Origin of the sequence: Bacillus sp. Leaf49, assembly GCF_001426125.1 — a bacterium.
GTDB classification, from domain to species: Bacteria; Bacillota; Bacilli; order Bacillales; family Bacillaceae; genus Bacillus; species Bacillus altitudinis.
Map to the genome: position 1 here is coordinate 301,748 of NZ_LMRK01000012.1, position 25,988 is coordinate 327,735.

Here is a 25,988-nt window from a genome sequence, read left to right on the forward strand (position 1 = left end):
ATAAAAAAGCGTTCCACTCTTCATGGAACGCCTCATTCTTTATCTTTTACAAATCACCAATTTCCCTTTTTTCAGCTCCTCTAAAAGCGTTAAGGCTAATTCTTGATCGGCGCCGGTCGACATGATTTTGGCCATCAGTTCATCATCCCTGGTGCGAATGACATTGGCGATCTGATCTAAAATCCCTTGATCGACAGCTGTCATGCTCTTTGCTTCCGTGTACTCAGTAACGGTATCAGAGCGTTCGGGGTCATACGCAAACACAAACACATCGTCCTTTGTGGATTGTATCTGTTCGATCGTCTGTTTGGCTTCTTTACTATTCTCAACTGTGAAAAATTCCATCATCATCACTCCTTTTCATCAAAAATTCCCATTTTCTCGATCAATCAAACCGCCTTTTATATCATGAGAAGAAAGCCGATTTATGTTTTAATGAAAAAGACGAATCTATTAAAGGAGTTAGGCCGATATGAAGATTTCTTTACTAATTGTGACACATAACCGGCTGAGCGCATTGTGTGAACTGCTTGAATCCATCTCGAGACAAAGCGTACAGCCTTTTGAAATTGTGGTCGTAAATGATGCAGGAGAGCGAGTGGACGTGATTCAGGAACTCTATCCAGAGCTGCCAATTCGCTTGATTCATTTAGATGAGAATGTCCAGCATGTGAACGCAAGAAATGTTGGCGTGCGTGAGCTGACAGGTGACGTCATTATGCTGAGTGATGACGATGATTATTTTACACCTTGTCATATTGAACGTATGAGCAAGGCGCTGGAAGACGCTGATTTTGTCTTTTCGGATGCGGAAATTGTTTCGTTTGAAGAACGAGGTGCGACTCGTTTTCCAGTATCAAGACGTTTGTTTGCTTATACAGCGGACATTGAGGACATGCGTGTTTTTTCTACATATGTTCCTTCTGGCAGTATGTACAAACGCCGCATACATGATGAGATCGGCTATTTTGATCCAGCGATGCATCACTACTGGGACTGGGACTTTTTCCTGCGTGTTACGCAGCATGCACGAGCCAAACGAGTGCCAGCTGCCAGTGTGATCTATGCGTTCTTTGATGGTGGGGGCAATCAGTCGAGTGATCTTGGTGAAACAAGGAAGAACTATTTAGATGACCTGAGTGAAAAGCATGGGCTCGGTGATTTGCCGACAGCGAACTTTGCTGTCCTATTAGAAGAACCAGCGATGAAAAAACGAGAATCAGAGAGTGAGATTGTATGGGATGGAAAACCGATGATCTCAAGATTGGCACAGCAGACAGAAGGAGGACAACCGCAATGAAGCCATTTTTAAATGATAGCTGGTGGGCTGTGATGAAAAGTGAATTTGAACAGCCATATTATCAGGAATTACGTGAGTGGGTAAAGGAAGAATATCGTACGCAGATCGTGTTTCCAAAGCCAGATGACATTTATCGTGCCCTCCATTTGACGTCGTATGAAGATGTGAAGGTCGTGATTTTGGGACAAGACCCTTATCATGGTCCAGGACAGGCACACGGATTAAGCTTTTCTGTTCAGCATGGTGTCAAGCATCCGCCTTCTTTGAGAAATATTTTTCAGGAGCTAAAGGATGACCTCGGCTGTCCGGTCCCTAACCATGGCTCGCTTGTCAGCTGGGCAGAGCAGGGGGTCTTGCTGTTAAACACCGTGCTCACTGTAAGAAAAGGGGAAGCGAACTCGCATAAAGGCAAAGGCTGGGAACGTGTGACAGACCGCGTCATCGACGTCCTGAATGACCGAGATCAGCCAGTCGTTTTTGTGCTTTGGGGCAGACATGCGCAAAATAAAAAAGAACGTATTGATCAAAGCAAGCATTACATCATTGAGTCACCTCATCCAAGTCCTTTTTCCGCAAGAAACGGCTTTTTTGGCAGTCGTCCGTTCTCAAAAGTAAACGCCTATTTAAAGCAAATGGGGATCGATGAAATCAACTGGTGTATCAAGGACATCGAATCAAAATAGGACGAGGGGAAATCCCTTCGTCCTGTTTATTTTAAAAATTTACGGACAATGTCGAGTCCGTTTTTCGCATTTGGATAGCGGAAAGAAAAATCAAAGCGATTGGTCTGGCGCAGGACGCTTTTTTCATGCGTAAAGGTGAAAAAGCTTTCTTTTCCATGATATCGTCCGATACCGCTTTCACCAACGCCTCCAAATGGTAAGTATGGAGTGGCGACATGCATCAGCGTATCATTGATGCAACCCCCGCCAAATGAGAGGTTGTCTAGAATATAAGCTTCTGTTTCTTTATTGGTTGTAAATAAGTAAAGAGCGAGCGGCTTCGGCCTTGCCTTAATCATGTCAGCTGCCTCTTGAAGAGAGTCAAATGTGATGACAGGCAAAATAGGTCCGAAAATTTCCTCCTGCATCACAGGATCTTCCCATGTAATATGATCTAAAATGGTCGGTGCGATTTTGAGCTCTTGTTCATTACGCTTTCCACCTGTCACAATCGTGCCATTTGAGAGAAATTGTGAAAGTCGATCAAAATGACGCTGGCTGACATTTTTTCCGAAATGCGGATTTGTTTCAGGTTGGTCCCCGTAAAAGTCACGGATACAGGTCGTCATTTCACGCAATAGGTCCTCTTTGATCGATTCATGAACAAGTAAATAGTCTGGTGCAATGCATGTTTGACCAGCATTCGTGAATTTACCAAAGGTGATTCGTTTTGCAGCGAGCTTGATGTCTGCATCAGGCATGACAATGCATGGACTTTTTCCGCCGAGCTCAAGTGTGACAGGTGTCAGATGTTTTGCGGCCGCTTCCATGACGACTTTGCCGACGGCTACACTTCCAGTAAAGAAAATATAATCAAATGGCAGTTTCAGAAGCTCTGTGCTGACATCCACACCGCCTTCAACGACCGCTGCAAGATCTTCTTGAAACACGCTTTCCACAATCGTGCCAATCACGTTTGAGACGTGCGGCGTTAATTCTGACGGTTTTAAAGTAACGGCATTTCCCGCAGAAATGGCTCCAACTAATGGCGAAAGGGCTAATTGGAAAGGATAGTTCCAAGGGGCAATAATCAGAACACTTCCGTACGGTTCCTTAATGATCATACTTTTTGATCCGATATGGGTCAGAGGTGTTTTCGCGCGAGATGGTTTGGCCCATTTGTGAAGATGTTTGACGGTATGATTGATCTCTTCATATACCATGCCAATTTCTGTTGTATAGGCTTCCTGTTCGGATTTATGTAAATCATGGGCTAAGGCTTGTAATATGTCCTTTTCATGATGTTTAATGGCTTTTTTCAAATCGTTAAGAAGACGGATTCGTTCTTGAACCGCTGGTGTTTGCACGTTTTTTTGTTTGTGAATGAGTTCAGTGAGTTTGTTCATCTTTCAGTCCTTTCAAAGACACTATTGTTTCTTTATTATTATGTGTGAATCATGGAGAAGGGTCAAATCAGATGAACAGAAGCACACAGCTTTGAAAAAATGAGCCCATTCGGTTTGTTCATTTGGTAAAATAATGTTGGAAAACGAATTTTTTAGATTGGAGGGTCTACCCTTGAATATTCATATATCAAGTCTGCTTCAAAAAATGGAAGAAGCCATTCAAAAAGCAAAACAAAGTGGAAATGATGAAGAGGTGAAACGTCAAGCGGCGGTCATTTCTTCACTATGTGATGTCATTCTCGACACATCATCACAGGTGCAAATGCCGCAGTCTTCGGTTATTTCACCACCTCCATCTATACAGACACCATCTGCACCGGCTGTGTCTACGGATCAAGCCATGCTAGAGAAATTGATGGGCACTAGCGGTGCAAAGAAATTTCAGCATAAAGAAGAGGGTCAACAAGAGAAAGATGGCAACGGTGACTCTATTTTTGATTTTTAATGGTCTTGTCACGACAAAGGGAAGGTGATCGGGTTGAAACTATTTTTGGGCGCCATTCAGTGGATGGCATTTTTTATCGCAGCTTCTATTGCTGTGCCGATTGCGATTGCACAAGCATTTGAATTAAATCAAGTGCAGTCGGCGGAACTGATTCAGAGTACATTCTTTTCACTTGGACTTGTGGCGATGGTGCAGTGTTTATGCGGTCATATGCTGCCGATCAATGAAAGTCCAGCAGGGCTGTGGTGGGGGGTATATACCCTTTATGCAGGCATGACAGGGACGATTTTTGCTACATATCCTGAAACCTTGCAAGCATTGCAAGGGGCGTTAATTTTTAGTGCAGCGTTCTTTTTTATTTTTAGTCTCTTTAAAATCATTAATTGGCTTGCGTCTTTATTTACGCCGGTTGTCACAGGTATTTATTTGCTGCTGCTTGTTGTGCAGTTAAGTCAGCCAATCATGAAAGGGCTGATGGGGATCGGCTATCGGGGAAATCAGGTAGATGGGCTTGTGTTTTGTCTATCGATCTTGATTATTGTCATCACCTTCATGATCAGCCGCTCAAAATGGCATTATTTAAGACAGTTTTCTGTGTTATTCGCACTTGCAGGCGGCTGGCTGTTATTTGCTTTACTCGGACTAGCGAAGCCTGTTCGCATTCCTGAGCAGATCATTGAGTTTCCAAAACTGTTTCCGTTTGGCATGCCGGTCTTTGACAGTGGACTGCTTGTCACGTCCTTTTTTATTACGATCTTACTCATTGTGAATATGCTGGCAAGTATTCGAATTGTGGAAAGTTCCGTGAAGGCATTCGGTGAACTGCGTGAGCGGAAACGAGCCAGACCGGCTGGTTTTGTCGCCGCATTTGGTCATTTGCTAAGCGGACTGATTGGAGCGATTGCGCCTGTTCCTATTTCAGGGGCAGCGGGTTTTATACAAACAACCAAAATTCCATCGAGAAAGCCATTTTTCCTTGGCAGTCTGCTCATTGTCCTCATTAGTTTATTTCCATTATTGATGAGCTTTTTCTCTGCATTGCCTTCTCCTGTGGGGCTGGCTGTGAACTTTGTGGTGTTCTCTTCTATGATTGGGATTGCTATGTCTGAATTCGATCAGTATGAAAAAGAAGACATCCCGCGCATTCGATTTGTGCTTGGCATCGCTGTTTTAGCAGGCGTGGGCGCAATGTTTGTGCCGCAGGGGGCATTGAAAGGCATGCATCCTGTGCTGATTTCTTTATTGAGCAATGGTCTTGTGCTTGGTACGCTGATTGCAATTGTGGTCGATCAAGTGCTACTGCGAAAGAAAAAGAAATCCGACAATCTCGTGTCAGCATCATAGGAAAGTTGAATGTTGGATAAGACCCGCGCTATGATAAACATAATAGATGAGATAAGGAGAATGACGAATGAAACTATTTTTCATATTAGGTGCCATTAACGCCATGCTTGCGGTTGGTCTTGGAGCCTTCGGTGCACATGGACTGGAAGGGAAAATTCCTGAAAAGTATATTGAGATATGGAATAAAGGGGTTCAATATCAGATGTTCCATGCCATTGGCCTGTTTATTGTCGCCTTTCTGGCAGATAAGCTGTCAGGTGTTTCTCTAGTGCCGACCTCTGGCTGGGTGATGCTGGCAGGCATTCTTTTCTTCTCAGGAAGCCTTTATGTGCTTGCCTTGACTCAGGTGAAGATTCTAGGTGCCATTACACCAATTGGCGGAGTGGCATTTATCGCTTCTTGGATCATGCTAGTGATTGCAGCAGCAAAAAATTTATAAGATAGAAAACCGATGCTCTCATAGGGGCATCGGTTTTTTCTTAACTCCAATAAGGAGAATAGTTCGGAGGTGCTTGATAATAAGGTACATAGTGGGAAGGGGGGACAGGGTGCGTTTGTGTCTCTTCCTCCCGGTGGCAGAAAGGCCCGATAAACACACCAGGCTTCACAGGCTGCGTCGCCTGCTTCCACTGCGTTTCGTTCATGCAATAAGTATGTGCCATGATGTGTGAAGGCGTGAGGGTTAGAAGGTCTGAACCTAAGATGACTTCTGGTGTCGATGCGTTAAAAATGGCTAACAAATGGGTTTTGTCCTGTAAGGCGACTTCGTAATGCCACCAGCCTTGTGGCACATTGGCTACCTGCCCGGGGGTAATGGTGTAGGTGGACAGCTTTTTTGTAAAAGGGTTCAGCATGGATACAGCAGCAGAGCCGGCGATACAATAAACAAGCTCGGCAGCATTTTGATGATAATGAGGCTCTACTACTTTGCTTTTACTCAAATATATATCCAGCAGAGATACTTGATCGAGCGAATTTAATTGTTTTTTTCCTAAAACATTAATCAGGTTGTGTTGATCATATTTCACAAGGGGGCTTTGGTTCAGATCAAATGAATATTTGACATTCGGCGATGTATAATCCAGCTCAACAGTCATTGATGTCACCTCTAGGCGTTTAATAAAAACTACTAGGCATCTTATGAGCCTTCCCCCGAAGGTGTGTCAAAAACCTAGACAAAAGAAAAAAGCAAGGGCGTCTGCACCTTGCTGCTGATAGGACCTTGAGGTTATCTCGGAGAATACGTAGACATCGAGTATGGATAGTCATATTGAATTTCCCCATCAAACGTAATGTAATCAAGGTAGATTGTTAACAATAAGTATCGTGTCCCAGTTTTGTTATCACTGATGATAATGTGATCACGTCCTGCGGCCTCAATGACCCCTCTAAAAATCTTAGAGTTCCATTCTTTACTTGCCTCAAACGTCATATAGATCGTGGCTACTTTGCCGCGGTTTAATCGTAAAATATTTTCAATATAGGACTGCTCAAGCGGCAGCTGACCGGTGACGTTCTGCTGATAAATCGGTCCCGAAGGAATTTGATAGGGTTGCCCGCCACTTTGCCCACCTTGGCCTCCTTGTGAAGTACCAGTAGACGGCATTGGCGAATACCCCTGCTGCATTTGACCTTGCATTTGACCCTGCGTTTGGGGAGGGACTGAATAACCCATCTGCTGCGCAGGATACGGATTTGCTCCATATTGTTGCTGGCGAAAATCTTGACCTTCGAAACCCGAACCTTGCCCAAATTGATTTTTCAATTTCATAACGTTCCTCCTCTTTCCTCATGGTGTTCTAAACAGAAGGCAGAAAAGCGCCTGTTGTTTCCATAGCATTCTTTTTCTCTTTCACACTATGAGACAGGAAGAGAGAATATGTACATTGAACGAAAAAAAGGAACTGCTTTGTGCAGTTCCTCAGCGTGTAGACAAACCCTCGCATTCGGTGTCAGTCCTGCGCTTCGGTGCTCACGAATGTCAAATTCGCTCCGCGCCGATGCTCGTCCTTCCTAGACTGCAAACTTTGTCAACAATCTGAGGAACTGCTTTGTGCAGTTCCTCAGTATTCATACAAACCCCATATTCGTACTGCCTAGACTGCAAAGGTTTCCAACAATCTAAGGAATGCCTGTTTACATCAACCAATTCATAGCCCGCTGGACGTCATAAAGAAGGGTCATGATGAGAAAAAATAAGGCTATCGGTGTGATGGCAATGATAAAGGCCTGCCATATTCTCAGCTTCATCACAGCAACAAGGCCTAAAACAGCCATCCCAAATATCCATGCCTTGGTATACGCATCAACCAGTGGTAAAACGCTGAGATAATACCATACTTCATAGTGCTGGTCTAAATAGGGTGAGATTTTCACAAATGTATACGGACCAAGCAACCCCACAGTAATAATCCAAGTAAGAGCAAATAAGGTGGAAGGAAAAATGACCGTCAGTGTGCAAGCTTTGAGCACATCTCGATACGGCGCTTTACTGCCAAAAAACAGTCGTCCTAACCACTGTAAAATGAATGAACCGAAAAATAGAAGAAAATTGCCTACTAAAATACCAAAACCTGCTCCGTGTAACAGAATAAAAGGATATGGAATATGATTGCCCATATACTCACTAAAATACCCTTCGTACATCCAGCTTGTACCAGCGATACTTGCAAGGAGTATCATCAGCCACATGGGAATAGAGGTATGTTCATATGAGCGAATAATCGTTTTTGTCGCGACAAAAATTTTAAAGAATCGAAAAAAACCTTTTGCTTCCTCTTCTTGGGAGAGATCACTCTTCATATACTCCAATGTTCTTTACTCCTTTAATACACATAAATGATTACTTATATTACCAAAATTTTTACGTTTTTCAAAGATAGATCATGAAAAAAATCCAATTTTATAAAAAATAGGTCACTCTACAGTCTCTTTAAGAGGAGACACATATGATAACCATAGTTTAAAAGAGACCGAGGTGAAAACATTGACGAAAGTAACGGTCATTATGACGAGCTACAACAAAGCGGCCTACGTTGGCAGATCAATTGAAGCGGTGCTGCAGCAGACCTTGTCAGACCTTGAACTTTTTATCATGGATGATGGATCAAACGAACAAACTCTTGCTGCTATTGAGCCTTTCCGTAAAGATCCACGCGTCCATTTTATCCAAAGCGGGGTGAAAACGCTGGAGGAAAGAACGGCGAAAACACGCTATGCCGTCCTCATTAATCAAGCATTAGAACAGGCAAAGGGCGAGTATATTTCCTATGCCACAGATGACAATGTCTATGCACCAGACCGTTTAGAGAAGCTCACGAAATATTTAGATGCTCGTCCGAATGAAGAAATTGTCTATTCTAGTTCAAAAGTTATCTATTTAAATAGCGAAAAAGAGCCAGTAAAGGAAACGATTCGACCTGCGCAAACGGTGCAGTGGAATGCACCTTGTGCCATTGATCACTGCTCGGTTGTACATCGTGCATCCATTTTAACAAAGATTCGTGCTGAGTTTGGATCCTACTGGGACGAGAGTCCGCATTTTTATCGAATAGGAGATGCCCGGTTCTTTTTTAGATTAAATCACTTTTATCCGTTCTACCCTTTTGATGAGGTATTGGATACAAACTACATCACAGAACAGTCTATTCATTATCAGTTGGCAGAAGAAGAGAAAAGCGATTTTATTCAAGCACTTCCTCCGCAGTCTACCTGCAGGGAGCTCCGTCATATATTAAAACAAAGACATGGGAGGTGACCTTAAGTGTCGCATTATATTCATCATTATTGGCAGGTGTACTTTGAGTATGTGAATCTGATGAAAGACTTAACCTATCGCCACATCCCCCTTGGATTAATCAGTAATTTTTATCAATACATCAGCCCTGAAGTGAGGGAACGTATGGAAGATGAGGCGTTTGGTGAAGAGCTGACAACGACTTGCCCAAAGCCGCAAGACATTCAGCCATTTTTTGATCAGCATAAACAGCAAATCAAGCGTATCCCTTATCGTCCGAGTCATGGAAAGGTGCTGCTTCACTTTGAACACCTGCGTTTTACTGAACAAAATTACACGCGGTTCCATCCGAACCAAACAGTGGTGCTCGCGCGCTGGAAGAAGGCTGATTATTTCGGATTACCGGTGATCAGCAAGCCGGAATTAGCCGGAGAGGTTAATAAAGAAGCCCATGTTGAATATATTGAAAAAGCAAATGCTCTATTGAAACCTTACGCCCAGCATCCTGTCTTTGGCAATGTCTTTTTTAGAGAAAAGCTTCGGAAGGACATTGTGCAATTTATTGATGTGATTGACCAAATAGAAACGCTATTTGAGATGCAGCCAATCACAGCTGTCGTAGTTGGTACGACGGAGGATGCATATAGCCGTGTGCTCGCCTTGCAAACCGTGAAACGCCATCTCACAAGTATTTGTCTTCAGCACGGTGCGCTCATGGGAGACGAAGCCTTTTTACCGATTTTCACCACCTGCCACGGAGTGTTTGGAAAATATGAAAAGGACTGGTATGTAGACAAAGGCTGTCAGCCTGAGCAGGTGGAGATCACAGGTCACCCGAGATTTGATTTGGTGCAGGAGCGAACACCGCTTCAACAGGAAATGGTCTTTCGTAAATTGAACTTCAATCCTGCCAAAAAGACTGTGCTCGTGGCAACACAGCCGTTTTCAGAAGCCTTTTACGGTGATGTTCTTAAAACGATTGCAAAACGGAAAGATATTCAGCTGATTATGAAGCCGCATCCGTGGGAAATCGCTCGAAATCGATTAAATGACTACACAGCGATTGAACGTGCGGGGAACCATGTGAGATTAATTAAAAAAGAGATCGACTTGTATGACCTCCTGCCGTATATGGATATGGTCATTACGCTCACATCAACAGTTGGTCTGGAAGCAATGCTCTTTAAAAAGAGTGTACTGATTGGAAAAATGACAGAAGGCAGAAGATACCCTTATTACGAGTCGCTTGGCAGCTGCCACATGGAAAACCCTATTGAGTTGGCCGAGAAAGCGATCCGTATTTTATCGGATGAACAAGAAATGAAGCTGGCGAAACAGCAAGGAGCTCGTTTCATTCAAGAGCATTATCCGCATGCACAATCGACCGATGTTCTGCTTTCTCTGCTCAAAACAAAAACAGGCGTGGATTTTCAGAGATGAAGATAGGGGTGTGCAAGCGATATGGGACAAAAGAGAGCACAATTTCTTCCTTATGCACTGCCTTTTATTGAACAGGAAGAAATTGATGAAGTCATTGGAACATTAAAGTCCGGCTGGTTGTCCACCGGACCAAAAGTTAGACAGTTTGAAGAAGAGTTTAGGCAGCTGACTGGAGCGAAGCACGCAATAGCAGTCAATTCATGTACAGCTGCTCTATTTTTAGCGTTAAAGGCGAGAGGCATTGGAGCTGGTGATGAGGTCATCACAACGCCTCTGACGTTCTGCGCAACAGCCAATACGATCATCCATACGGGAGCAGCCCCTATTTTCGTGGATATTGATCCGGCGACACTCAATCTAGATGCGAAAAAATTAGAAGCGGCCATTACACCACATACGAAAGCGGTTGTCCCTGTACATTTTGCTGGTCAATCGTGTGATATGGACCAAATTTTAGCGGTTGCCAAAAAATATGATTTGTTCGTGCTGGAGGATGCCGCTCATGCCCTCTATACGACCTATCATGATCAACCGATTGGATCAATTGGTGATGCGACCGCTTTTAGCTTCTATGCAACGAAAAACATAGCGACTGGTGAAGGCGGCATGCTGACGACAAATGATGATGCACTTGCGGCTAGAATCAGAAGGCTGGCGCTTCACGGGATGAGTAAGGGAGCGTGGAATCGTTATGGAGAAAAGGGAACATGGTATTACGAGGTCGAGGAACCGGGCTATAAAATGAACATGTTTGACGTGCAAGCATCGTTAGGGCTCGTTCAGCTAAGCCGGTTGAAGGAGATGCAGACACGTAGAGAACAGATTGCGAAGACATACAATCAGGCATTTCAACATGAAGCTGGTCTCATCTTGCCGCCTGTACATGATGAGGGAAGACATGCGTGGCATTTATATGTGCTGCAAGTTGATCCAAAAGAAGCAATGATCACACGCGATGACATGATTGATCAGCTGCAAAAGGAATATAAAATCGGCACGAGTGTTCATTTTATTCCCGTTCACTTGCATCCATATTATCAAGAGACCTACAACCATTCACCAGAGGATTTCCCTGAGGCACTCACTTATTACAAACGAACGCTTTCGCTCCCGCTCTATCCAAGTATGACAGATGAAGATGTGCAGGATGTCATCACCGCAGTCGTGTCAATTTTAAATGACAAGAAGGCCTCTTCATGAAAGTCGTTCATGCAATAGATGATCAGGTGCTGGCAGCTTGGCTGAAAACATATGGGCATGAAGCGGAACGCATGACAGGATTCAAGCAGTTTGCTCTTGTCAGCGGTGCTAAGCTCAAAGCAGTGCTGCTATACGAATGGTCCAAATGGGAGAGCGGCATTTTTGACAAGCATATTTTTCATGTGAAGTTTGTGGAAGCTGAATCAGCGCTGCTCTTTAAAGAATTGATGGAGAGGTTCATCAATTGGATGAGAACAGAAAAATGTGATTTTTTCTTTTTACGTCTTGAGGCGGCTGATCTTGAAAAAAACCGCATTGTTCAAAAACTATCCCATGTGTATTATGTCGGTGGTCTCACTAGGCTTGAGGCACCGCCTGCCCTCATGGAGATGCCATTATCAGATCAAGATGTGGTGATGGGTGTGCCAGATGAAAAGGATTACGATGAGGCGGTCTTACTAGGTGATCGGGCTTTTGTGAAAAGCCGTTATGCCCTTGATCCATATTTAGACCAGCGGGTTGTTCAGCATTTTTATCAGGAGTGGATGAGAAACAACCTATTCGGACGCGCAGATATCAACCTCGTTGCTAAGGTGAATGATGAAGTGGTTGGCTTGATTCAAGGTATGACAAAGGGGCATGAGATGGGGCTTGAGCTTTTTGCGATTAGACCGGATGTTCAAGGAAAAGGGATCGGAAAAAAGCTGTTTATTGAGATGATGAAAGTGTCTCATCACAGGGGGCATCACTTCATTTCTGCGGGGACACAGCTTCATAATACGACAGCCATCCAGCTGTACGAAAAGATGGGGTTTAGGACAACAAATGCCTTTTTGTATTACCATGTGTGGCCGAAAAAAGGAGAGAGGTAAGATGGCGCATTTCTATATCGGAGATCGCAAAGTGGGAGATGATGCGCCTGTCTTTATCATTGCAGAGGCAGGCATTAACCATGATGGAAAGCTGGATCAGGCACTTGCTTTAATTGATGTGGCAAAAGAAGCAGGGGCTGATGCGGTGAAGTTTCAAATGTTTCAAGCGGATCGGATGTATCAAAAGGAACCGGGGTTATACGAAACGGCCAAAGGAGAAGAAGTGTCTATTTTTTCTTTAGTGGAACAAATGGAGCTGCCGCCAGAATGGCTGCCTGTCTTATTGAGACGTTGTAAGGAAAAAGGACTGATGTTTTTAAGCACCGTGTGTGATGAAGAATCGGCAGATTTATTGAATCAAACGAATCCACCTGCTTTTAAACTGGCATCCTATGAAATCAACCATTTGCCTCTTTTGCGTCATACGGCTTCTTTTCAAAAGCCGATCATTTTTTCAACAGCTGGAGCCACCATTGCAGATGTTCATGAAGCATACGAAACGATTACGAGCCAGCAAAATAAGCAAGTCGCCATCATGCATTGTGTGGCAAAGTATCCAGCGCCTAGAGCATATACGAACCTGCGGGTGATTCAAACCTTAAGATCCGCTTTCCCTGAAGCAGTCATTGGCTTTTCAGATCATAGTGAACACCCGACGGAAGCACCAGTAGCCGCTGTGAAGCTCGGGGCAGCAATGATTGAAAAACATTTTACAATAGATAAAACATTACCCGGAGCGGATCATTCATTTGCTCTTAATCCTGAAGAATTAAAGGAAATGGTTCAGCACATTCGAGCAGCAGAAAAGCAGCGGAATCAAGCGGAAATAGACGTTCATTCATTACCAGAGGAGCTTCTTGGCAGTTCTTATAAAACGACAACAGCCATTGAAGGGCAGATTCGAGAATTTGCGTATCGAGGAATTTTTACGACAAAAGGCATTGCAAAGGGAGAGACCCTCACGTCAGAAAATGTAGCTGTGCTGCGCCCTGGACAAAAAAATCAGGGGTTGCATCCGCGATATATGCCGATTTTACTTGGCACAAAGGCTGTGAGAGACATCCCAGCTCATACAGGTGTTTCGTGGAAAGACGTACTCATGCAGGAGTCTCGAGATGATGCATGATGTACTTTTTGTCATTCAGGCTAGGATGGGGTCAACAAGACTGCCCAAAAAAGTGATGAAACCGATCGGCGGCATGGCGCTGATTGATTTGATTGTGGAGCGGGTGAAGCAATCAGATGATTACCATCACAAAATGCAAAACCTTATGATTGCCACAACGGTCGAGCCAGAGGATGACTATTTGGCTCAATACTGTATGTCAAAGGGCTATAAGGTGTTTCGAGGCAGTGAGACAGATGTGCTTGAGCGGTTTGCGCAGATTGTCCGCCAATTTGAACCTAAAACGGTTGTACGTTTAACGGGAGACAATCCATTTATAGATCCTTCGCTTTTGTCGAAAATGCTTGAAAAACATAGACAGGAAAAGGCTGATTACACATATACGAACGGAACACCACTCGGTATTTCCGGGGAAATGATTGAGGCATCTATTTTATGTGAAATCGACAAATTTCCCCTCACTTATTCAGAACGTGAGCATGTCACGCTGTATATCAGAAAGCATCCCGAGCAATTTCACCTTCAATTATTCACACCGCCCAAAGAACTTGCATATCCTGCTTATCGATTCACGATTGATACAGAAGAAGATTATGTGTTTGCTACCTGTTTATTAGAGAAAGCTGGTGGTTCTATTGCTGTGCCGACAGCTGAGCTCATTTCCATCTGTGAACAACATCCAGACATTGTTCGTTTGAATCAATCTGTGAGACAGAAGGATGCTGAATGAACAAAAAAATCATGATTGTTGTTTATGGGGGTTTTTTAAGAGGAATGGGTCATGTCGTCAGAATGAAACGTTTGGCAAAAGAACTGCTTCAGGAAGGGAACAACTTATATTTCTATACAAATGATCAGATTTGTGTAGAAATGCTTTCGCACCCAGAGTGGCACGTTCAGATGGTGCATGAGTCGAATGCGCTTCTCCAGGTCCAACAAGACATCAAAAAGCTAAAGCCTGACCTTTTAGTCATAGATGTTCTTGATTGTGATCTTCAGTTTCTTCAAACGATCAAAGACTCCTGTGGCAGTGCGAGATTGGTCTTATTTGAGGAAAAAAGAGAGGAAGCCTGTCAGCTTGCAGACACGGTCATAAACGGCATTTATGGCGGTCTGGACGGGAAGCACGAGCAGGTTAATGGCACGGCTTATTATCATGGAACACCCTATTTATTGTTAGATCACGAGATTAATCGATTCAAAGACACATATGAGGTTCGGAAAGAATGTAAAAAGGTGGTCATCAGCCTTGGTGGCAGTGATCCGTGCGGCCTGTTATCAAAGGCTGTATCGGCGCTTCTTCAAACAAATCACCTAGACATTTTAGCGGTCGCAGGAAAAGCCTCTCACATCAAAGAGCAAGTAGAGGCGGAACATATCCAATTCATCCAACATACAGATCAACTACCGGTTCTTTTATCAGAAGCTGATGTGGCTATCGTAGCAGGCGGTATGACGTTATATGAGGTAATTTGTATCGGGGTGCCCAGCATTGTCCTATCGCAAGTAGATCACCAAGCAGTGACAGCGAGCATGTTTGCGCAAAAGGGCGCTTGTTTTCACCTTGGATTAGGTGACCTTGTGGAAGAAAAAGACCTGTTGCAAGCTGTTCAAAAACTGTCTGACAGCTATTTTCTCCGCAGAAGCATTCATCTTAATGGACGTTCACTCATTGATGGAAAAGGAATCGAACGAGTGAAAAACATTCTTATACACCTCATGAATTCACACCAAAAAGAACATAAGGATGTGTAGATGTGAAGGGAGTTATTTTAGCAGGAGGAAAGGGATCACGGCTGGCACCATTAACGAAGATTTTCAACAAACACTTGCTGCCGGTTGGTCCATACCCGATGATTTATTGGTCATTATTCAAACTGAAAGAAGCAGGAATTGTAGATGTGATGCTGATTTCACAGGAAGAACAAATTCCGTTGTTTCAAAAGTTACTGGAAGATGATCGTGAACTTGGGATGAACATTGTGTATCAAGTACAGCCAGAAGCGTCTGGTATTTCCGATGGTTTATCCTATGCAAAGCCCTTTGTTAAAGGGGAAAAATTTGTGCTGATGCTTGGTGATAATGTTTTTGAAGATTCATTATGCCCTTTTGTCGACGCCTTTAGGCAACAAGAAAGCGGAGCCAAGGTTTTATTGAAAGAGGTGGCAGATCCAAAACGGTTTGGCATTGCAGAAATTGATCCTGCTCATCATCGAATTTTATCAATAGAAGAAAAGCCAGAGCACCCAAGGTCATCTTACTGCGTCACGGGCATCTATTTTTATGATCAAGACGTCTTTCAATATATCGAGGAAATCTCGCCGTCAGATCGAGGTGAACTAGAGATTACTGATGTGAACAATCTCTACATCTCAAATAGCCAGCTGACCTATGATATGTTAAAAGGGTGGTGGATTGATGCAGGAACACATGAATCTCTCCACGAAGCATCTATAAAAATGTTTGAAACGATGAAGGAAAAAGAGGGATACGAATGACGAAGTCTTATTTAATTACAGGTGGAGCAGGGTTTATTGGACTGAATTTTGTGAAGCTGCTGCTTCAAGAATCCGATGTCCGGCTTACCGTATTTGATAAATTAACATATGCCAGTCATCCAGAGGAAATGGAATATTTATCAAAGCTGCCTCATTTCCGTTTTGTCCAAGGAGATATCACGCTGCAAGACGAACTGGATCAAGTATTTGATGAAGCCTATGATGCCATCATTCATTTCGCAGCAGAATCACATGTCGATCGCAGTATTGAGTCAGCAGAACCCTTTATCCAAACAAATGTCCTTGGTACCTATCGTATGCTTGAAGCTGTTTTAAAGGGAAAGGCGAAAAAACTCATTCATATTTCCACAGATGAAGTATATGGAGATTTAGAGCCGGATGATCCTGCTTTCACAGAACAAACACCACTCTCACCGAATAATCCTTATTCAGCAAGCAAGGCAAGTTCAGACCTGCTTGTGAAATCTTACATCCACACCCACCAACTACCCGCCATGATCACAAGATGCAGCAACAACTACGGACCTTATCAGCATGAAGAAAAATTAATCCCAACCATTATTAGAAAAGCGGTCAATGGTGAAAAGATTCCGATATACGGAGACGGCAAGCAGATCCGCGATTGGCTGTATGTAGAGGATCATGCGAGAGCCGTAAAACAAGTAGTAGAAAACGGAACAGCCGGTCAGGTGTACAATATTGGCGGCGGCAACGAGAAAACAAATCTTGATTTAACCAAAACCATTCTCACACATCTAGGTATCTCTCATGACCAAATCGCGTTTATTCAAGACCGAAAAGGGCATGACAGGCGGTATGCCATTGATGCCAGTAAGCTAAAAGAAGAGCTTGGCTGGGTGCAGGCAACTTCATTCGAAAAAGGTATCGAAAAAACGATCGATTGGTATCGTGCCAAATATGATCAAAGTGAAGAAGGGTGACCGATGAAAGTTTTAATCACCGGTGCAGGCGGCCAATTAGGGAAAGAATTGACGAAACAGCTGAAAGAAAAAGACATCACAGTCATTGCTTTAACAAGGAGTATGCTGAATATCACAGATCAACAGGCAGTCAGACATGCAATGAGACATTTCTGTCCGGATATTGTTGTCAGTGCGGCTGCTTATACGTCTGTGGATCAATGCGAAACAGAAACGGAAAAAGCCTATCTTGTGAATGGGATTGGCGCCTACTATACAGCGCTTGAGGCTAAGAACGTAGGGGCTGATGTATTACATGTCAGCACAGATTATGTGTTTGATGGGCAAGCGGATACCCCTTACCAAGTTGATGCACAAGCAGATCCGCAAACCATTTATGGAAAGAGTAAAAAACTTGGAGAAGAATTGATTCATCTTGTGTCAGATGAAGTGAAGATCATTCGGACATCGTGGCTTTATGGACATGAGGGACATAACTTTGTGAATACCATTCTTCGGCTGGCTGAAACGAAGGATCATTTGCGCATCGTCAATGATCAGTTAGGGTCTCCTACTTATACAAAGGATGCCGCAGAAGCTTTGATTCACTTGTTTGACCAGAAAGCAGGTATTTATCATGTCAGTAACCGAGCAAGCTGTTCATGGTTTGACTTTGCGACAGAAATTGTAGCAGCAAGCGGTCTGTGTACCATAATTGAGCCCATTTCCACTGAAGAGTATGGCTTCCAAACACCTCGGCCTGCCTACTCTGTTTTAGACCTGCAAGCGATTCAAGCGACTGGCTGGAAGCCAAGACATTGGAAGGATGCACTTCACGAATACTTGCAGAAAGAAGGGAGATTCGAGCAGCATGATTGATGGTGTACAAACGAAAAAACTCATGAAACATTGTGATGATCGCGGCTTTTTCGCAGAGCTTATTCGAGATGACGAACCGATGCTGAAACGCTTTGGGCAGGCGTCGTGGTCGAAAAGTTTCCCGGGAGTCATCAAAGCCTTTCATTATCATGAAAAACAAGACGATGTTTGGTTTTTCCCAGCAGGTCATGCACAGGTCGTTTTATACGATTTAAGAGAGGATTCTCCGACAAAGGGTCAAACCGATGTGTATTATATGGGAGAAGATAATCCGATGCTGCTCCTCATCCCAAAGGGAGTTGCCCATGGCTACCGGGTATTAGGGGAGACGCCGCTGCAGATTGTGTATTTTACAACAGAATCGTACGACCCAAAAAACCCAGATGAGAAGAGAATTGCGTGGAATGATGAGGCGATCGGATTTAATTGGGAAACGACATTTAAATAGAGAAGAGAGGCCTTTCGCAGGAGAAAGGTCTTTTTTTGTTGAAATACATTCTGTATGTGTCATTTTATGTATATTGATGAAAAGGGATGTGGATGAGTTTGTCTAAAAGAATTGCATTTGTAACAGGGGCAAGTACAGGCATTGGAAAGGCAATCGCAATAAAACTTGCCGCCCAGAGCGATATGAAGGTGATCATCAACTCTAGAAATATGGCCTCACTTGAACAGACGAAACAGCACATTCAAGATATGACAGAAACAAAGGAACCGCTGTCTCTATTCTGTGGAGATATGTCGCTTGAAGCGGTGAGGTCGGAAGCCTTTGAAGAAATAGAAAAGGAGTTTGGCAGACTCGATGTGCTGATCAATAATATTCCAGGAGGAAAACCAGATACATTTGATTCATGTGAAACTGACCAGATGCTGACTGCTTTCTCCCAAAAAGCCATCGCCTACGTAGATACAATGAAGCGTGCAGTAGCATTGATGAAAAGACATGAATATGGACGGATCATTCAAATTGTCGGGAACCTGTGGAAGGAACCTGGTGAACAAATGTTTACGAATAGTATGATGAATGCAGCGATTATTAATGCCAGTAAAAATGCAGCCACACAGCTTGCGTCGTCTAGTATTACGGTAAATTGTTTAAATCCAGGTTTTATTGCAACCGATCGGTATGAACAATTTATCGGCAATATGATGACGAAGCAGGGAGTGTCACGAGAGCAGGCTGTACAAGCTGTCTCATCAGGTATCCCAATGCAAAGAGTAGGCTCAGCGAGTGAGATGGCGTCATTGGCAGCTTTTATGGCATCAGAGGAAGCTTCTTATATCACAGGCCAACAAATCTCCGTAGACGGTGGAACGATGAAAAGTATATAAACTGAAAAAAACCCGCTATAGGCGGGTTTTTTGATGAAATCGAATGGGGAGGATGGACAGACGGTCGATAAAGAGAGCAAGCTCTTCAATCGGAGCAACCATGGAAATGCGTACATGACGGCTTCCATTGACTCCAAATACTCCTCCAGGCGTGACGACAACATCGGCATGTTCGAGTAAATAGTCAGCAAAGGCATGAGAATGTTCAAAGTCATCAGGAATCGGAGCCCATAAATAAAAGGCGCCGGGTGGACGTTTGATTGTCCAGCCAAGCTTTCTCGCCGCTTGCCGGATGAAGAAATTGATTCGTTCAAGGTATATCGCCCTTAATGATTGAATATGACGGTCATCACTTTGCAAGGCAGCAGTCGCTGCATGTTGAAATCCGCCATACATACTGACAAACACGTGGTCTTGGAAGGTGTTGATGGCTTGGATGATCTCCTCATTTCCAACAGCAAAAGCGACTCTCCATCCTGCCATATTAAAAGTCTTTGATAGAGAATATAATTCCACTCCTACACTTTTCCCGAGAGGAGTATTCATGAAGCTCACGGGTGTTTGTTCATAATGAAATGAACCATAGGCAAAATCATGAATAACATACAGCTCGTGAGCGGCCGCAAAGGCAGCAACCTCTTCGAAAAATGCCTCATTTGCGACAGCACCCGTGGGGTTATTCGGATAATTCAAGAACAGTACTTTTGCTTTTTTGACTATGTCAGGATCAATTGAGGAGAGATCTGGTAAATAGCCATTTTTCTCTTCAAGTTTGATACTGTATGGCTTGGCGTCTGCCATCAAAATGCCTGAATGATATTCAGGGTATCCTGGATCGGGAACGAGTGCGATATCTCCTGGATCAAGCAGACACTGACTCATGACATACAGCCCCGTTTTTCCGCCAGTGAAAAGAGCAATTTCCTTCTGCGGATCAATCTCAGCACCGAATTCCGATCTATAAAAATCTGCAATGGCTTGTTTGAAAAAGTCAAAGCCTCTAAAAGGGGCATATTGTTGAAATGGCAAAACACCCGCTGACTCCTGTAGGGCACTCACGATATGGGCAGGAGTTGGTAGATCAGGGTTTCCCTGACCTAGATTCATGATGTTTGCTCCGTTTTTTGTCTTTTGAGCTATTTTTTCAAAGACGGTGCCGAATTTCTGTTCAGGCAGCCGTTCAATCATTTTAGATGCTAACATTTTCACCACAGCAGCCTCTCTTTCTATCCCTTCACTAATTCATCCATTAACTGAATCGTTGCCTGTTTCTGAATATTGCGGATGGACGCGGCAACATCTTGTGAGGATGATCCTTTTAATTCAAGAGATACGATTCCATTAAAAGCTTCAAATAAATCAAGATCCACCATAGTCCCTTTGGCAGGGAATGATTGACTGACAATCGCAGTATCTCCAACGAATGCTTCCTGCGGAATAGACACATGATCAATGGTGATATGTGTGGATTCAGGTGGTATGTGCCCACTCTCTTTAAAATGCTGAGGGTACAGGTGGCAGTCCGCTACATAGAATGTATGTCCAGAAAGCAGCTGTTTTGGCAGTACAGCCTTTTTTCCATCAACTAATACATCAATCAATAGCTTGGCCATATCGACGCCAAAGACCTTTTTAATATTCGGGATCATATTCCAGCCAGCGAATCGAGCCGCTGATTCGATCAGTCCAGTTTCTCGATTTTTCATGAGTTTGATTTCTGTATGGGTTGCACAATGTTCAAGACCTAGCCCTTCATTTGCCTTCCTTGCTGCTTCAATGATGATTTGCTTGGCTTCATTGTCTAAGATCGTCGGAGTGATATGAGCCGTTTCTGTAAAACCGATTTGAGGGGTTTTATCATGTATGACAAAAGGGAGATATTCGCCCTCTACGACCAGCCCTTCTACACTGACATAATCAGCATAACCTTCATCTTGATACCAATCTTCGTAAGCACCCTCTAAATACGTTTCAGCGACAAACGGTGCTTCATACGTGACAGCGTCTGGGACTGGTATGGTTTCCAAATACGATTGTACTTGTAAAAACAAGTCATCACTTCCGGCTTTGTCATGAAACAAGGTGACGCCAATAGAACTGGCTAAATATGTAGGCTTTAAAATGAGCGGTGTTCCGATAGACTCAATGGCTTTTTGGAAATCAGATAAAGTCGTGACAGGCTGAGTTTTCACCGCTTTGACGCCAGAGGCGTTGAATGCAGCCCTCATTTGGCTTTTATCACGCGCCATTTCGGCTGCCTTGACACCGGCACCTCGTAGCCCAAGACGTTCAGCAGCCTTTGCCATCGGTGCAATGAATAATTCATTATTGGTCGTGATTGCATCTGCTTTGAAAAAGGAAGCCACTTGAATGAAGTCTTCCACAACCTCTTCTTCTGATTTCGGATAATCATCATGTGCCCAGTAAATAGAATCAGGGTGTTCAAAAGAAGGGTGTGTCTCAAAATAATCACGGTCTTTGATGACCGCAATGGAGTATTTTTCGATTAGCTCGGCATGTCCCTTTGTAATCGCAAAGGGTCTCGGGATATAAGAAACGATATGATACGATGCCGCCACGCTTTCATAAAACATATGGGGTGGGCACCCTCCTAAGTCAGCAATGACAAGTACAGTTTTTTTACTCAATGAAAGCACTCCTTTTATCTAGCGGTGTAACCGCCATCTGCAGTGACGACACTTCCAGTCATATAGCTGGATAGGTCAGAGGCGAGAAACAGCATCACGCCAGCAATTTCTTCAGGTTTTCCAAGCCGCAGCATAGGATTCACCTTTGCTTTTTCTTTTTTGACGATCTCGAGACTTTCTGTGTGATTGTCTAAAAAGGACTTTTCATTTAGTGGCGTATCAATGATGCCAGGGGCAATACAATTTACCCTAATTTGATGAGCGGCATAGTCGATGGCCATTGATTTGGTGAGCTGAATGACACCGCCTTTTGTTGCATTGTATGCCGGAATGTCAGGCCAGCCCACAAGACCTCCGACAGATCCGGTATTGATAATACTTCCACTCTTCTTTTCAAGCATATGCGGCAATGTATGCTTACTCATGAGAAAGACGCCGGTCAGGTTGACCTGAAGAATACGATGCCAATCCTCCAGTGCCATCTCATGAATAGGTGAGACAATTTCGATGCCTGCATTGTTAATGAGGACATCAATGGCACCGAATCGGCTCAGCACGTTCTGAACGGTTTGGTGACAGTCAGACTCCTTCGTAATATCTGTTTTAAAAAATGCAAGGTGCTCATGCGGCAATGATTCAATGAGTTGGTTGCCGCTGCTTTCATTGATGTCAGCGACAGCTACTTTTGCTCCATGCTCGAGGAAGAGCTTGACAGCAGCAAGCCCAATCCCCGACGCACCCCCTGTAATGAGGACAACCTTTCCATCCAGCTTCATTTCTTCACCTTAGATGCTTTTGGTTTTAAGCGATTATAGCGAGGAGGGAAGAAGAGATTAATAGACTTTGATGCTTCTGGTTTTGGATTGATGGCCCCATGATCTTCCCTTGGATTACAGAAATAGGTGGTGCCAAATTCCATCTTTTCTGTAAAGCCTTCGATTGTCATATCATACCCTCCACTGATGCAAATGCCGATTTGTTCATTTCTATGTTTATGAAAAGGCATTTCTCCACCGTTTCCAGGGATATTGGCAATCATCAGCTCCATCCAATCCTCCACAAAAAAAGTCACTTCCATGCCAGGGAGTAAATCCCGTGTTTTGAAAATGTCTAAGAAATAAGTGGGGGGAGCTGTATATTCTTCGTCATCCTTTAATCTCTTAATATCAATGGCGATCACTTCTTCATCTGTCAGATTTGAAGCGCCATGAGGGACAAACGGTGGTGCGATATAGGCTGATTCTAATGGGGTGAGCAGTTGAGTCGATTGGCCGACAGTCATTTGAAGCTCCCCTTTTAATACAATACCGATTTGTGCTTCGGGATGTTCGTGAGGTTCAATGATCGTGCGGGGAGGGACGTATGAAATTAACACTTCCGTACCGCCTCTTACAGTGGAATATTGGATAACGCCATTATCCCATTCTAATTTTTTCGCTTGAGGAAAATATCGTTCTTGCGTCTTTTGTTCAGTTTGCATCTTATATCTCTCCTTTTCCGAATATGGACCAGCTCATGGGTATACTTTTAAACGTTCGAATGAAGATGAGGCCATATGTGGCTCTTGCCACCTCATTCGTTAAAGCAAAATCAAATTCGCCGTCCCTTACTTTCTGCGCGGCAGTACTTGTAGAATTAACAAGTTCAAATTCAGCATTTTGGTGAATGAAATATTGAATTAAATTGACAGGTGCAGGATGTGAGACAATTTTTAAATGGTGGAGCATTTGTTCATTGAATGGGAAATCAGGTCTGACAGCCAAACCATACATGGGCGTGTCACATCTGAAAATTTGTAAAAGCTGTAGATCTGGTCTCATGTAGAAGTGTTTGATGCCTTCATATGCGTGTGGAACGAGAGTAAATTGAAGTGGTTGAGAGAGAGTATGTTCAATGCAAGTTTCGAATGTGTCATAAAGGGATAGTTTCGTATGAGTGCCGAGTGTAGTGGTGGATTGAGAGATGAAATGTTTTGCTGCGTATTCACTGCTTGTCCCCTTAGGGCCTAGTGTGTTGACTGTAAACATCTTGGGTGAAGGGATAGGCTCTTCTTTGAAATGAAACACATCATCATTCTTTAGGATCATGTTTACCATCCAATCTTTTTCAAATTTTTACTAGATTATAAAATTTAAAATTGGCAATTGTCAACAAATTTTATAAAAAATGTATTTTACGATGATATTAAAAATTGATCTAAAAAACTGCACATATCGAGATGTGCAGTGAAATGTGCTTACGTTTCAAGTGTAGTTGGCTGTTTTTTCTGTAAGGCACGTTCTCGTTTATAGCTGCCAAAGCTGATGATAAAACCAACAAGCGTAATGAGTGCACAGACAAGACCTACCGTATGATATCCGAAATGGACATAAACGGGTCCCATCAGTGCGGAACCGAGCATAACAGCAAGGTTGGAGGCCAGGCTGTAAAAAGCCATCACTTTCCCGCGATGGGTTTGAGAGCAGTCGCTTAGAACGGTGCTTAGAAGCGTGACAGATAAGCTTTGCATAGCACCCCAAATAAATAGGGCGAAAATCAGCAACATCCACGAGAATGGCGCATAAGGAAGTAAGGCTAGAACAATCGCAATTCCACCCAGCACAAAGGCAAGGGAACGGGTTTTACCGAACCAGTCTGCTAATTTTCCAGTAAACATACTCATAGAAAAGCCGACGCCATAAGCCATAATAAGAAGTCCAGCAGTTGATTGTCCGCCATCAAACAGACTTTGCAAATAAGCACCTAAAAACGAGTACATGCCGTAAAATCCAAGCATATTGCAAAACGTCACAGTCAAATAGGCAGGCACACGATCAATTTTCAAAGCTCCCCATAAAGAGCCTGTTTTCTCTCTAGCTTGAGGTGCCTTCGGATCAGCTGCTCTGACTTGTTTTCTTGATTCAAGGATGACAAGCAGCAGGACAATGAGACTCATCATAGCGAAGATCCAAAACGTCCAGCGCCAGTTTAAACTCTGGCCGATAAAGGCGCCAATGGGCACACCAAGGACAAGAGAAAGAGACCAGCTCGATACAATGAGTCCCATCACTTTGCCGCGGTATTCGTATGGAACCCGGTCGCCCACAAGAGCATAGGCTGTTGGCACAAATACACCAGTTGCCAGCCCAGAAATAGCACGGCCTGCAAAAAACACGGCCAAATTTGGGGCAGCAGCACACATCACTGTTCCGATTAAAAAGAAGGACAGCCCAATTATCAAACACAGCTCTCTTGAATATCGGTCTCCTAAAGGAACGAGCAGTGGAGCTCCAACCAGCACAGCTAACCCATAAATGCTGATGGAAAGAGCCAGAACATCAAGAGAGTGCTGAAAGGAGTTTGATAAATCAGGCAGCAGTGGTGAAATCACCAGTTCCTCCGATCCCGCCGCAAAAACGCCAAGTGTGAGTGCAATGGCAAGTGTGATGGGAAATGTTTTAGAAGCCTGGCTGTCTAAAGATTCTTTCATCAAGTGATCCCTCCATACTTGCTTTTTCATTCAATTCCGTTAAAATAAATTCTACCATTATTTAGTTTTATTTTACATTTCGTATCATAAGTATCATCATAAAATACTTTTCAAATGGAACGATTTTGGGATAGGAGCGTAACGAATGAAAATCACCGATGTGGATGTGCATATTTTAAACGAATTGAGAGAAGATGCCCGCTTATCAATGAGGGAATTGTCCAAACGAGTGAATTTATCAGCACCTGCGGTAGCAGAAAGAGTGCGAAAACTAGAGGATGCAGGGATTATCGAAGGGTATTCTGTTCAAGTCAATTATAAAAAGCTGGGTCTGATGATAGACTGTTTACTGGAAGTCACCGTATTAAATGGGGAGTATCAGCGTTTTGTGACATTTATGAACCAGCATCCACGTGCGTTCTTTGCTTATCGAGTGGCAGGACAGTCCTGTTTTTTCATTAAGCTGTCTGTTTCTTCTCTTGAAGAAATTGAAGCCTTTATTCAAGATGTGTCTGGCTTTACAAAAACGGTCTCCCATATTGTCTTATCAGAGCATTCCTTTACCCATCCCATTCAGGAACGTGTGAAACAAATAGAAGAGCCAGAAATGACCGTGGTGAAATAGAAAAA

At 43.5% G+C, this 25,988-nt stretch carries 29 protein-coding genes; 18 read left to right on the forward strand and 11 right to left on the reverse strand.

The genetic code is table 11. From position 1 onward, the window contains the following. Window positions 1-39 precede the first annotated feature (39 nt). The gene (locus ASG46_RS08275; RefSeq protein WP_025208177.1) at window positions 40-345 is read right to left on the reverse strand and encodes a general stress protein; all 306 of its coding nucleotides are present in this window, start codon (window positions 343-345) and stop codon (window positions 40-42) included. A 127-nt stretch (window positions 346-472) separates the two neighbouring features. Here ASG46_RS08275 and ASG46_RS08280 point away from each other — a divergent pair, with 127 nt between their 5' ends. Beyond that, entirely contained in the window at window positions 473-1,300 is an 828-nt protein-coding gene (locus ASG46_RS08280; RefSeq protein ID WP_007497795.1) for a glycosyltransferase family 2 protein, read from the forward strand. Then, window positions 1,297-1,983, forward strand: coding sequence for a uracil-DNA glycosylase (locus ASG46_RS08285; protein ID WP_056704122.1), 687 nt, complete (start codon window positions 1,297-1,299; stop codon window positions 1,981-1,983). Before ASG46_RS08280 ends, ASG46_RS08285 begins: the two co-directional genes overlap by 4 nt. A 26-nt stretch (window positions 1,984-2,009) precedes the next feature. Here the strand turns inward: ASG46_RS08285 and ASG46_RS08290 are convergent, their stop codons facing one another. Further along, on the reverse strand, window positions 2,010-3,368 hold the full coding sequence (locus ASG46_RS08290) for an aldehyde dehydrogenase (RefSeq protein ID WP_056704125.1): 1,359 nt from the start codon (window positions 3,366-3,368) through the stop codon (window positions 2,010-2,012). A gap of 172 nt (window positions 3,369-3,540) precedes the next feature. Here ASG46_RS08290 and ASG46_RS08295 point away from each other — a divergent pair, with 172 nt between their 5' ends. The 3 genes from ASG46_RS08295 (at window position 3,541) to ASG46_RS08305 (ending at window position 5,656) form a co-directional block, all read left to right on the forward strand. Beyond that, window positions 3,541-3,873 (forward strand): YwdI family protein, encoded by a 333-nt coding sequence (locus ASG46_RS08295; RefSeq protein ID WP_008343634.1) that lies wholly within the window; start codon window positions 3,541-3,543, stop codon window positions 3,871-3,873. 33 nt (window positions 3,874-3,906) lie between these two features. Beyond that, entirely contained in the window at window positions 3,907-5,217 is a 1,311-nt protein-coding gene (locus tag ASG46_RS08300; protein WP_007497786.1) for a purine/pyrimidine permease, read from the forward strand. Window positions 5,218-5,284: 67 nt separating this feature from the next. Continuing rightward, entirely contained in the window at window positions 5,285-5,656 is a 372-nt protein-coding gene (locus tag ASG46_RS08305; protein ID WP_056704127.1) for a DUF423 domain-containing protein, read from the forward strand. Between the two features lie 40 nt (window positions 5,657-5,696). On the opposite strand, the gene ASG46_RS08310 is transcribed toward ASG46_RS08305, so the two are convergent. The 3 genes from ASG46_RS08310 to ASG46_RS08320 all read right to left on the reverse strand — a co-directional run bounded on the left by ASG46_RS08310 (window position 5,697) and on the right by ASG46_RS08320 (window position 8,028). Further along, window positions 5,697-6,314, reverse strand: a complete 618-nt coding sequence (locus ASG46_RS08310) for a cupin domain-containing protein (protein WP_019743221.1) — start codon at window positions 6,312-6,314, stop codon at window positions 5,697-5,699. A 131-nt stretch (window positions 6,315-6,445) separates the two neighbouring features. Then, window positions 6,446-6,988 carry a spore coat protein GerQ gene (gerQ, locus tag ASG46_RS08315; protein ID WP_007497781.1) on the reverse strand — a complete coding sequence of 181 codons (543 nt, stop codon included), beginning with the start codon at window positions 6,986-6,988 and terminating at the stop codon, window positions 6,446-6,448. A gap of 365 nt (window positions 6,989-7,353) precedes the next feature. Then, window positions 7,354-8,028 (reverse strand): YIP1 family protein, encoded by a 675-nt coding sequence (locus ASG46_RS08320; protein WP_056704131.1) that lies wholly within the window; start codon window positions 8,026-8,028, stop codon window positions 7,354-7,356. 175 nt (window positions 8,029-8,203) lie between these two features. Between ASG46_RS08320 and ASG46_RS08325 the strand changes: the two genes are divergently transcribed. The 12 genes from ASG46_RS08325 (at window position 8,204) to ASG46_RS08380 (ending at window position 19,241) form a co-directional block, all read left to right on the forward strand. Then, window positions 8,204-8,974, forward strand: coding sequence for a glycosyltransferase family 2 protein (locus ASG46_RS08325; RefSeq protein WP_017360119.1), 771 nt, complete (start codon window positions 8,204-8,206; stop codon window positions 8,972-8,974). Between the two features lie 6 nt (window positions 8,975-8,980). Beyond that, entirely contained in the window at window positions 8,981-10,393 is a 1,413-nt protein-coding gene (locus ASG46_RS08330) for a capsular polysaccharide export protein, LipB/KpsS family (protein WP_052320458.1), read from the forward strand. Window positions 10,394-10,414: 21 nt separating this feature from the next. Then, window positions 10,415-11,593 carry a DegT/DnrJ/EryC1/StrS family aminotransferase gene (locus ASG46_RS08335; RefSeq protein ID WP_056704136.1) on the forward strand — a complete coding sequence of 393 codons (1,179 nt, stop codon included), beginning with the start codon at window positions 10,415-10,417 and terminating at the stop codon, window positions 11,591-11,593. After that, the gene (locus ASG46_RS08340) at window positions 11,590-12,465 is read left to right on the forward strand and encodes a GNAT family N-acetyltransferase (RefSeq protein WP_056704140.1); all 876 of its coding nucleotides are present in this window, start codon (window positions 11,590-11,592) and stop codon (window positions 12,463-12,465) included. Before ASG46_RS08335 ends, ASG46_RS08340 begins: the two co-directional genes overlap by 4 nt. A 1-nt stretch (window position 12,466) precedes the next feature. Continuing rightward, a complete protein-coding gene (locus ASG46_RS08345) occupies window positions 12,467-13,591 on the forward strand; it encodes an N-acetylneuraminate synthase family protein (protein ID WP_039165187.1) in 1,125 nt (374 codons plus the stop codon). Next, entirely contained in the window at window positions 13,581-14,321 is a 741-nt protein-coding gene (locus ASG46_RS08350) for a cytidylyltransferase domain-containing protein (protein ID WP_056408415.1), read from the forward strand. The genes ASG46_RS08345 and ASG46_RS08350 overlap by 11 nt, the downstream gene beginning before the upstream one ends. Further along, window positions 14,318-15,346 carry a glycosyltransferase gene (locus ASG46_RS08355; protein WP_056704143.1) on the forward strand — a complete coding sequence of 343 codons (1,029 nt, stop codon included), beginning with the start codon at window positions 14,318-14,320 and terminating at the stop codon, window positions 15,344-15,346. The genes ASG46_RS08350 and ASG46_RS08355 overlap by 4 nt, the downstream gene beginning before the upstream one ends. 2 nt (window positions 15,347-15,348) lie before the next feature. Beyond that, window positions 15,349-16,089 carry a sugar phosphate nucleotidyltransferase gene (locus ASG46_RS08360; RefSeq protein WP_050826717.1) on the forward strand — a complete coding sequence of 247 codons (741 nt, stop codon included), beginning with the start codon at window positions 15,349-15,351 and terminating at the stop codon, window positions 16,087-16,089. Then, window positions 16,086-17,051 carry a dTDP-glucose 4,6-dehydratase gene (gene rfbB / locus ASG46_RS08365; RefSeq protein WP_056704146.1) on the forward strand — a complete coding sequence of 322 codons (966 nt, stop codon included), beginning with the start codon at window positions 16,086-16,088 and terminating at the stop codon, window positions 17,049-17,051. Before ASG46_RS08360 ends, rfbB begins: the two co-directional genes overlap by 4 nt. 3 nt (window positions 17,052-17,054) lie before the next feature. Next, window positions 17,055-17,909, forward strand: coding sequence for a dTDP-4-dehydrorhamnose reductase (rfbD, locus tag ASG46_RS08370; protein ID WP_056704149.1), 855 nt, complete (start codon window positions 17,055-17,057; stop codon window positions 17,907-17,909). Then, entirely contained in the window at window positions 17,902-18,357 is a 456-nt protein-coding gene (locus ASG46_RS08375) for a dTDP-4-dehydrorhamnose 3,5-epimerase family protein (RefSeq protein WP_008343612.1), read from the forward strand. The genes rfbD and ASG46_RS08375 overlap by 8 nt, the downstream gene beginning before the upstream one ends. 92 nt (window positions 18,358-18,449) lie before the next feature. Next, window positions 18,450-19,241 (forward strand): SDR family oxidoreductase, encoded by a 792-nt coding sequence (locus ASG46_RS08380; RefSeq protein ID WP_283938861.1) that lies wholly within the window; start codon window positions 18,450-18,452, stop codon window positions 19,239-19,241. Between the two features lie 15 nt (window positions 19,242-19,256). Here the strand turns inward: ASG46_RS08380 and ASG46_RS08385 are convergent, their stop codons facing one another. The 6 genes from ASG46_RS08385 to ASG46_RS08410 form a co-directional block, all read right to left on the reverse strand. Then, window positions 19,257-20,450 carry an aminotransferase class I/II-fold pyridoxal phosphate-dependent enzyme gene (locus tag ASG46_RS08385; RefSeq protein ID WP_056704275.1) on the reverse strand — a complete coding sequence of 398 codons (1,194 nt, stop codon included), beginning with the start codon at window positions 20,448-20,450 and terminating at the stop codon, window positions 19,257-19,259. 17 nt (window positions 20,451-20,467) lie between these two features. Beyond that, window positions 20,468-21,889, reverse strand: coding sequence for an ATP-grasp domain-containing protein (locus ASG46_RS08390; RefSeq protein WP_056704156.1), 1,422 nt, complete (start codon window positions 21,887-21,889; stop codon window positions 20,468-20,470). Window positions 21,890-21,903: 14 nt separating this feature from the next. Beyond that, window positions 21,904-22,665: an SDR family NAD(P)-dependent oxidoreductase gene (locus tag ASG46_RS08395; protein WP_056704159.1), complete on the reverse strand. Its 762-nt coding sequence runs from the start codon at window positions 22,663-22,665 to the stop codon at window positions 21,904-21,906. Next, window positions 22,662-23,369: a cupin domain-containing protein gene (locus ASG46_RS08400; protein WP_056704163.1), complete on the reverse strand. Its 708-nt coding sequence runs from the start codon at window positions 23,367-23,369 to the stop codon at window positions 22,662-22,664. The genes ASG46_RS08395 and ASG46_RS08400 overlap by 4 nt, the downstream gene beginning before the upstream one ends. Before the next feature lies 1 nt (window position 23,370). Continuing rightward, window positions 23,371-23,976, reverse strand: a complete 606-nt coding sequence (locus ASG46_RS08405) for a bacilysin biosynthesis protein BacA (RefSeq protein WP_025208164.1) — start codon at window positions 23,974-23,976, stop codon at window positions 23,371-23,373. 149 nt (window positions 23,977-24,125) lie between these two features. Beyond that, window positions 24,126-25,358: an MFS transporter gene (locus ASG46_RS08410; protein ID WP_056704166.1), complete on the reverse strand. Its 1,233-nt coding sequence runs from the start codon at window positions 25,356-25,358 to the stop codon at window positions 24,126-24,128. Window positions 25,359-25,503: 145 nt separating this feature from the next. On the opposite strand from ASG46_RS08410, the gene ASG46_RS08415 reads away from it, so the two are divergent. Next, window positions 25,504-25,983, forward strand: coding sequence for an Lrp/AsnC family transcriptional regulator (locus ASG46_RS08415; RefSeq protein ID WP_008343601.1), 480 nt, complete (start codon window positions 25,504-25,506; stop codon window positions 25,981-25,983). Window positions 25,984-25,988 lie beyond the last annotated feature (5 nt).

Excerpts from the sequence above, each read along its gene's own strand:
- ASG46_RS08275 (WP_025208177.1), bottom strand. The coding sequence starts at position 345 with ATGGAATTTTTCACAGTTGAGAATAGTAAAGAAGCCAAACAGACGATC.
- ASG46_RS08415 (WP_008343601.1), top strand. The coding sequence starts at position 25,504 with ATGAAAATCACCGATGTGGATGTGCATATTTTAAACGAATTGAGAGAA.
- ASG46_RS08305 (WP_056704127.1), top strand. The coding sequence starts at position 5,285 with ATGAAACTATTTTTCATATTAGGTGCCATTAACGCCATGCTTGCGGTT.
- ASG46_RS08345 (WP_039165187.1), top strand. The coding sequence starts at position 12,467 with ATGGCGCATTTCTATATCGGAGATCGCAAAGTGGGAGATGATGCGCCT.
- ASG46_RS08285 (WP_056704122.1), top strand. The coding sequence starts at position 1,297 with ATGAAGCCATTTTTAAATGATAGCTGGTGGGCTGTGATGAAAAGTGAA.
- ASG46_RS08350 (WP_056408415.1), top strand. The coding sequence starts at position 13,581 with ATGATGCATGATGTACTTTTTGTCATTCAGGCTAGGATGGGGTCAACA.
- rfbB (WP_056704146.1), top strand. The coding sequence starts at position 16,086 with ATGACGAAGTCTTATTTAATTACAGGTGGAGCAGGGTTTATTGGACTG.
- ASG46_RS08290 (WP_056704125.1), bottom strand. The coding sequence starts at position 3,368 with ATGAACAAACTCACTGAACTCATTCACAAACAAAAAAACGTGCAAACA.
- ASG46_RS08355 (WP_056704143.1), top strand. The coding sequence starts at position 14,318 with ATGAACAAAAAAATCATGATTGTTGTTTATGGGGGTTTTTTAAGAGGA.
- ASG46_RS08410 (WP_056704166.1), bottom strand. The coding sequence starts at position 25,358 with ATGAAAGAATCTTTAGACAGCCAGGCTTCTAAAACATTTCCCATCACA.
- ASG46_RS08375 (WP_008343612.1), top strand. The coding sequence starts at position 17,902 with ATGATTGATGGTGTACAAACGAAAAAACTCATGAAACATTGTGATGAT.
- gerQ (WP_007497781.1), bottom strand. The coding sequence starts at position 6,988 with ATGAAATTGAAAAATCAATTTGGGCAAGGTTCGGGTTTCGAAGGTCAA.
- ASG46_RS08380 (WP_283938861.1), top strand. The coding sequence starts at position 18,450 with ATGAGTTTGTCTAAAAGAATTGCATTTGTAACAGGGGCAAGTACAGGC.
- ASG46_RS08310 (WP_019743221.1), bottom strand. The coding sequence starts at position 6,314 with ATGACTGTTGAGCTGGATTATACATCGCCGAATGTCAAATATTCATTT.
- ASG46_RS08395 (WP_056704159.1), bottom strand. The coding sequence starts at position 22,665 with ATGAAGCTGGATGGAAAGGTTGTCCTCATTACAGGGGGTGCGTCGGGG.
- rfbD (WP_056704149.1), top strand. The coding sequence starts at position 17,055 with ATGAAAGTTTTAATCACCGGTGCAGGCGGCCAATTAGGGAAAGAATTG.
- ASG46_RS08340 (WP_056704140.1), top strand. The coding sequence starts at position 11,590 with ATGAAAGTCGTTCATGCAATAGATGATCAGGTGCTGGCAGCTTGGCTG.
- ASG46_RS08335 (WP_056704136.1), top strand. The coding sequence starts at position 10,415 with ATGGGACAAAAGAGAGCACAATTTCTTCCTTATGCACTGCCTTTTATT.
- ASG46_RS08280 (WP_007497795.1), top strand. The coding sequence starts at position 473 with ATGAAGATTTCTTTACTAATTGTGACACATAACCGGCTGAGCGCATTG.
- ASG46_RS08400 (WP_056704163.1), bottom strand. The coding sequence starts at position 23,369 with ATGCAAACTGAACAAAAGACGCAAGAACGATATTTTCCTCAAGCGAAA.
- ASG46_RS08405 (WP_025208164.1), bottom strand. The coding sequence starts at position 23,976 with ATGATCCTAAAGAATGATGATGTGTTTCATTTCAAAGAAGAGCCTATC.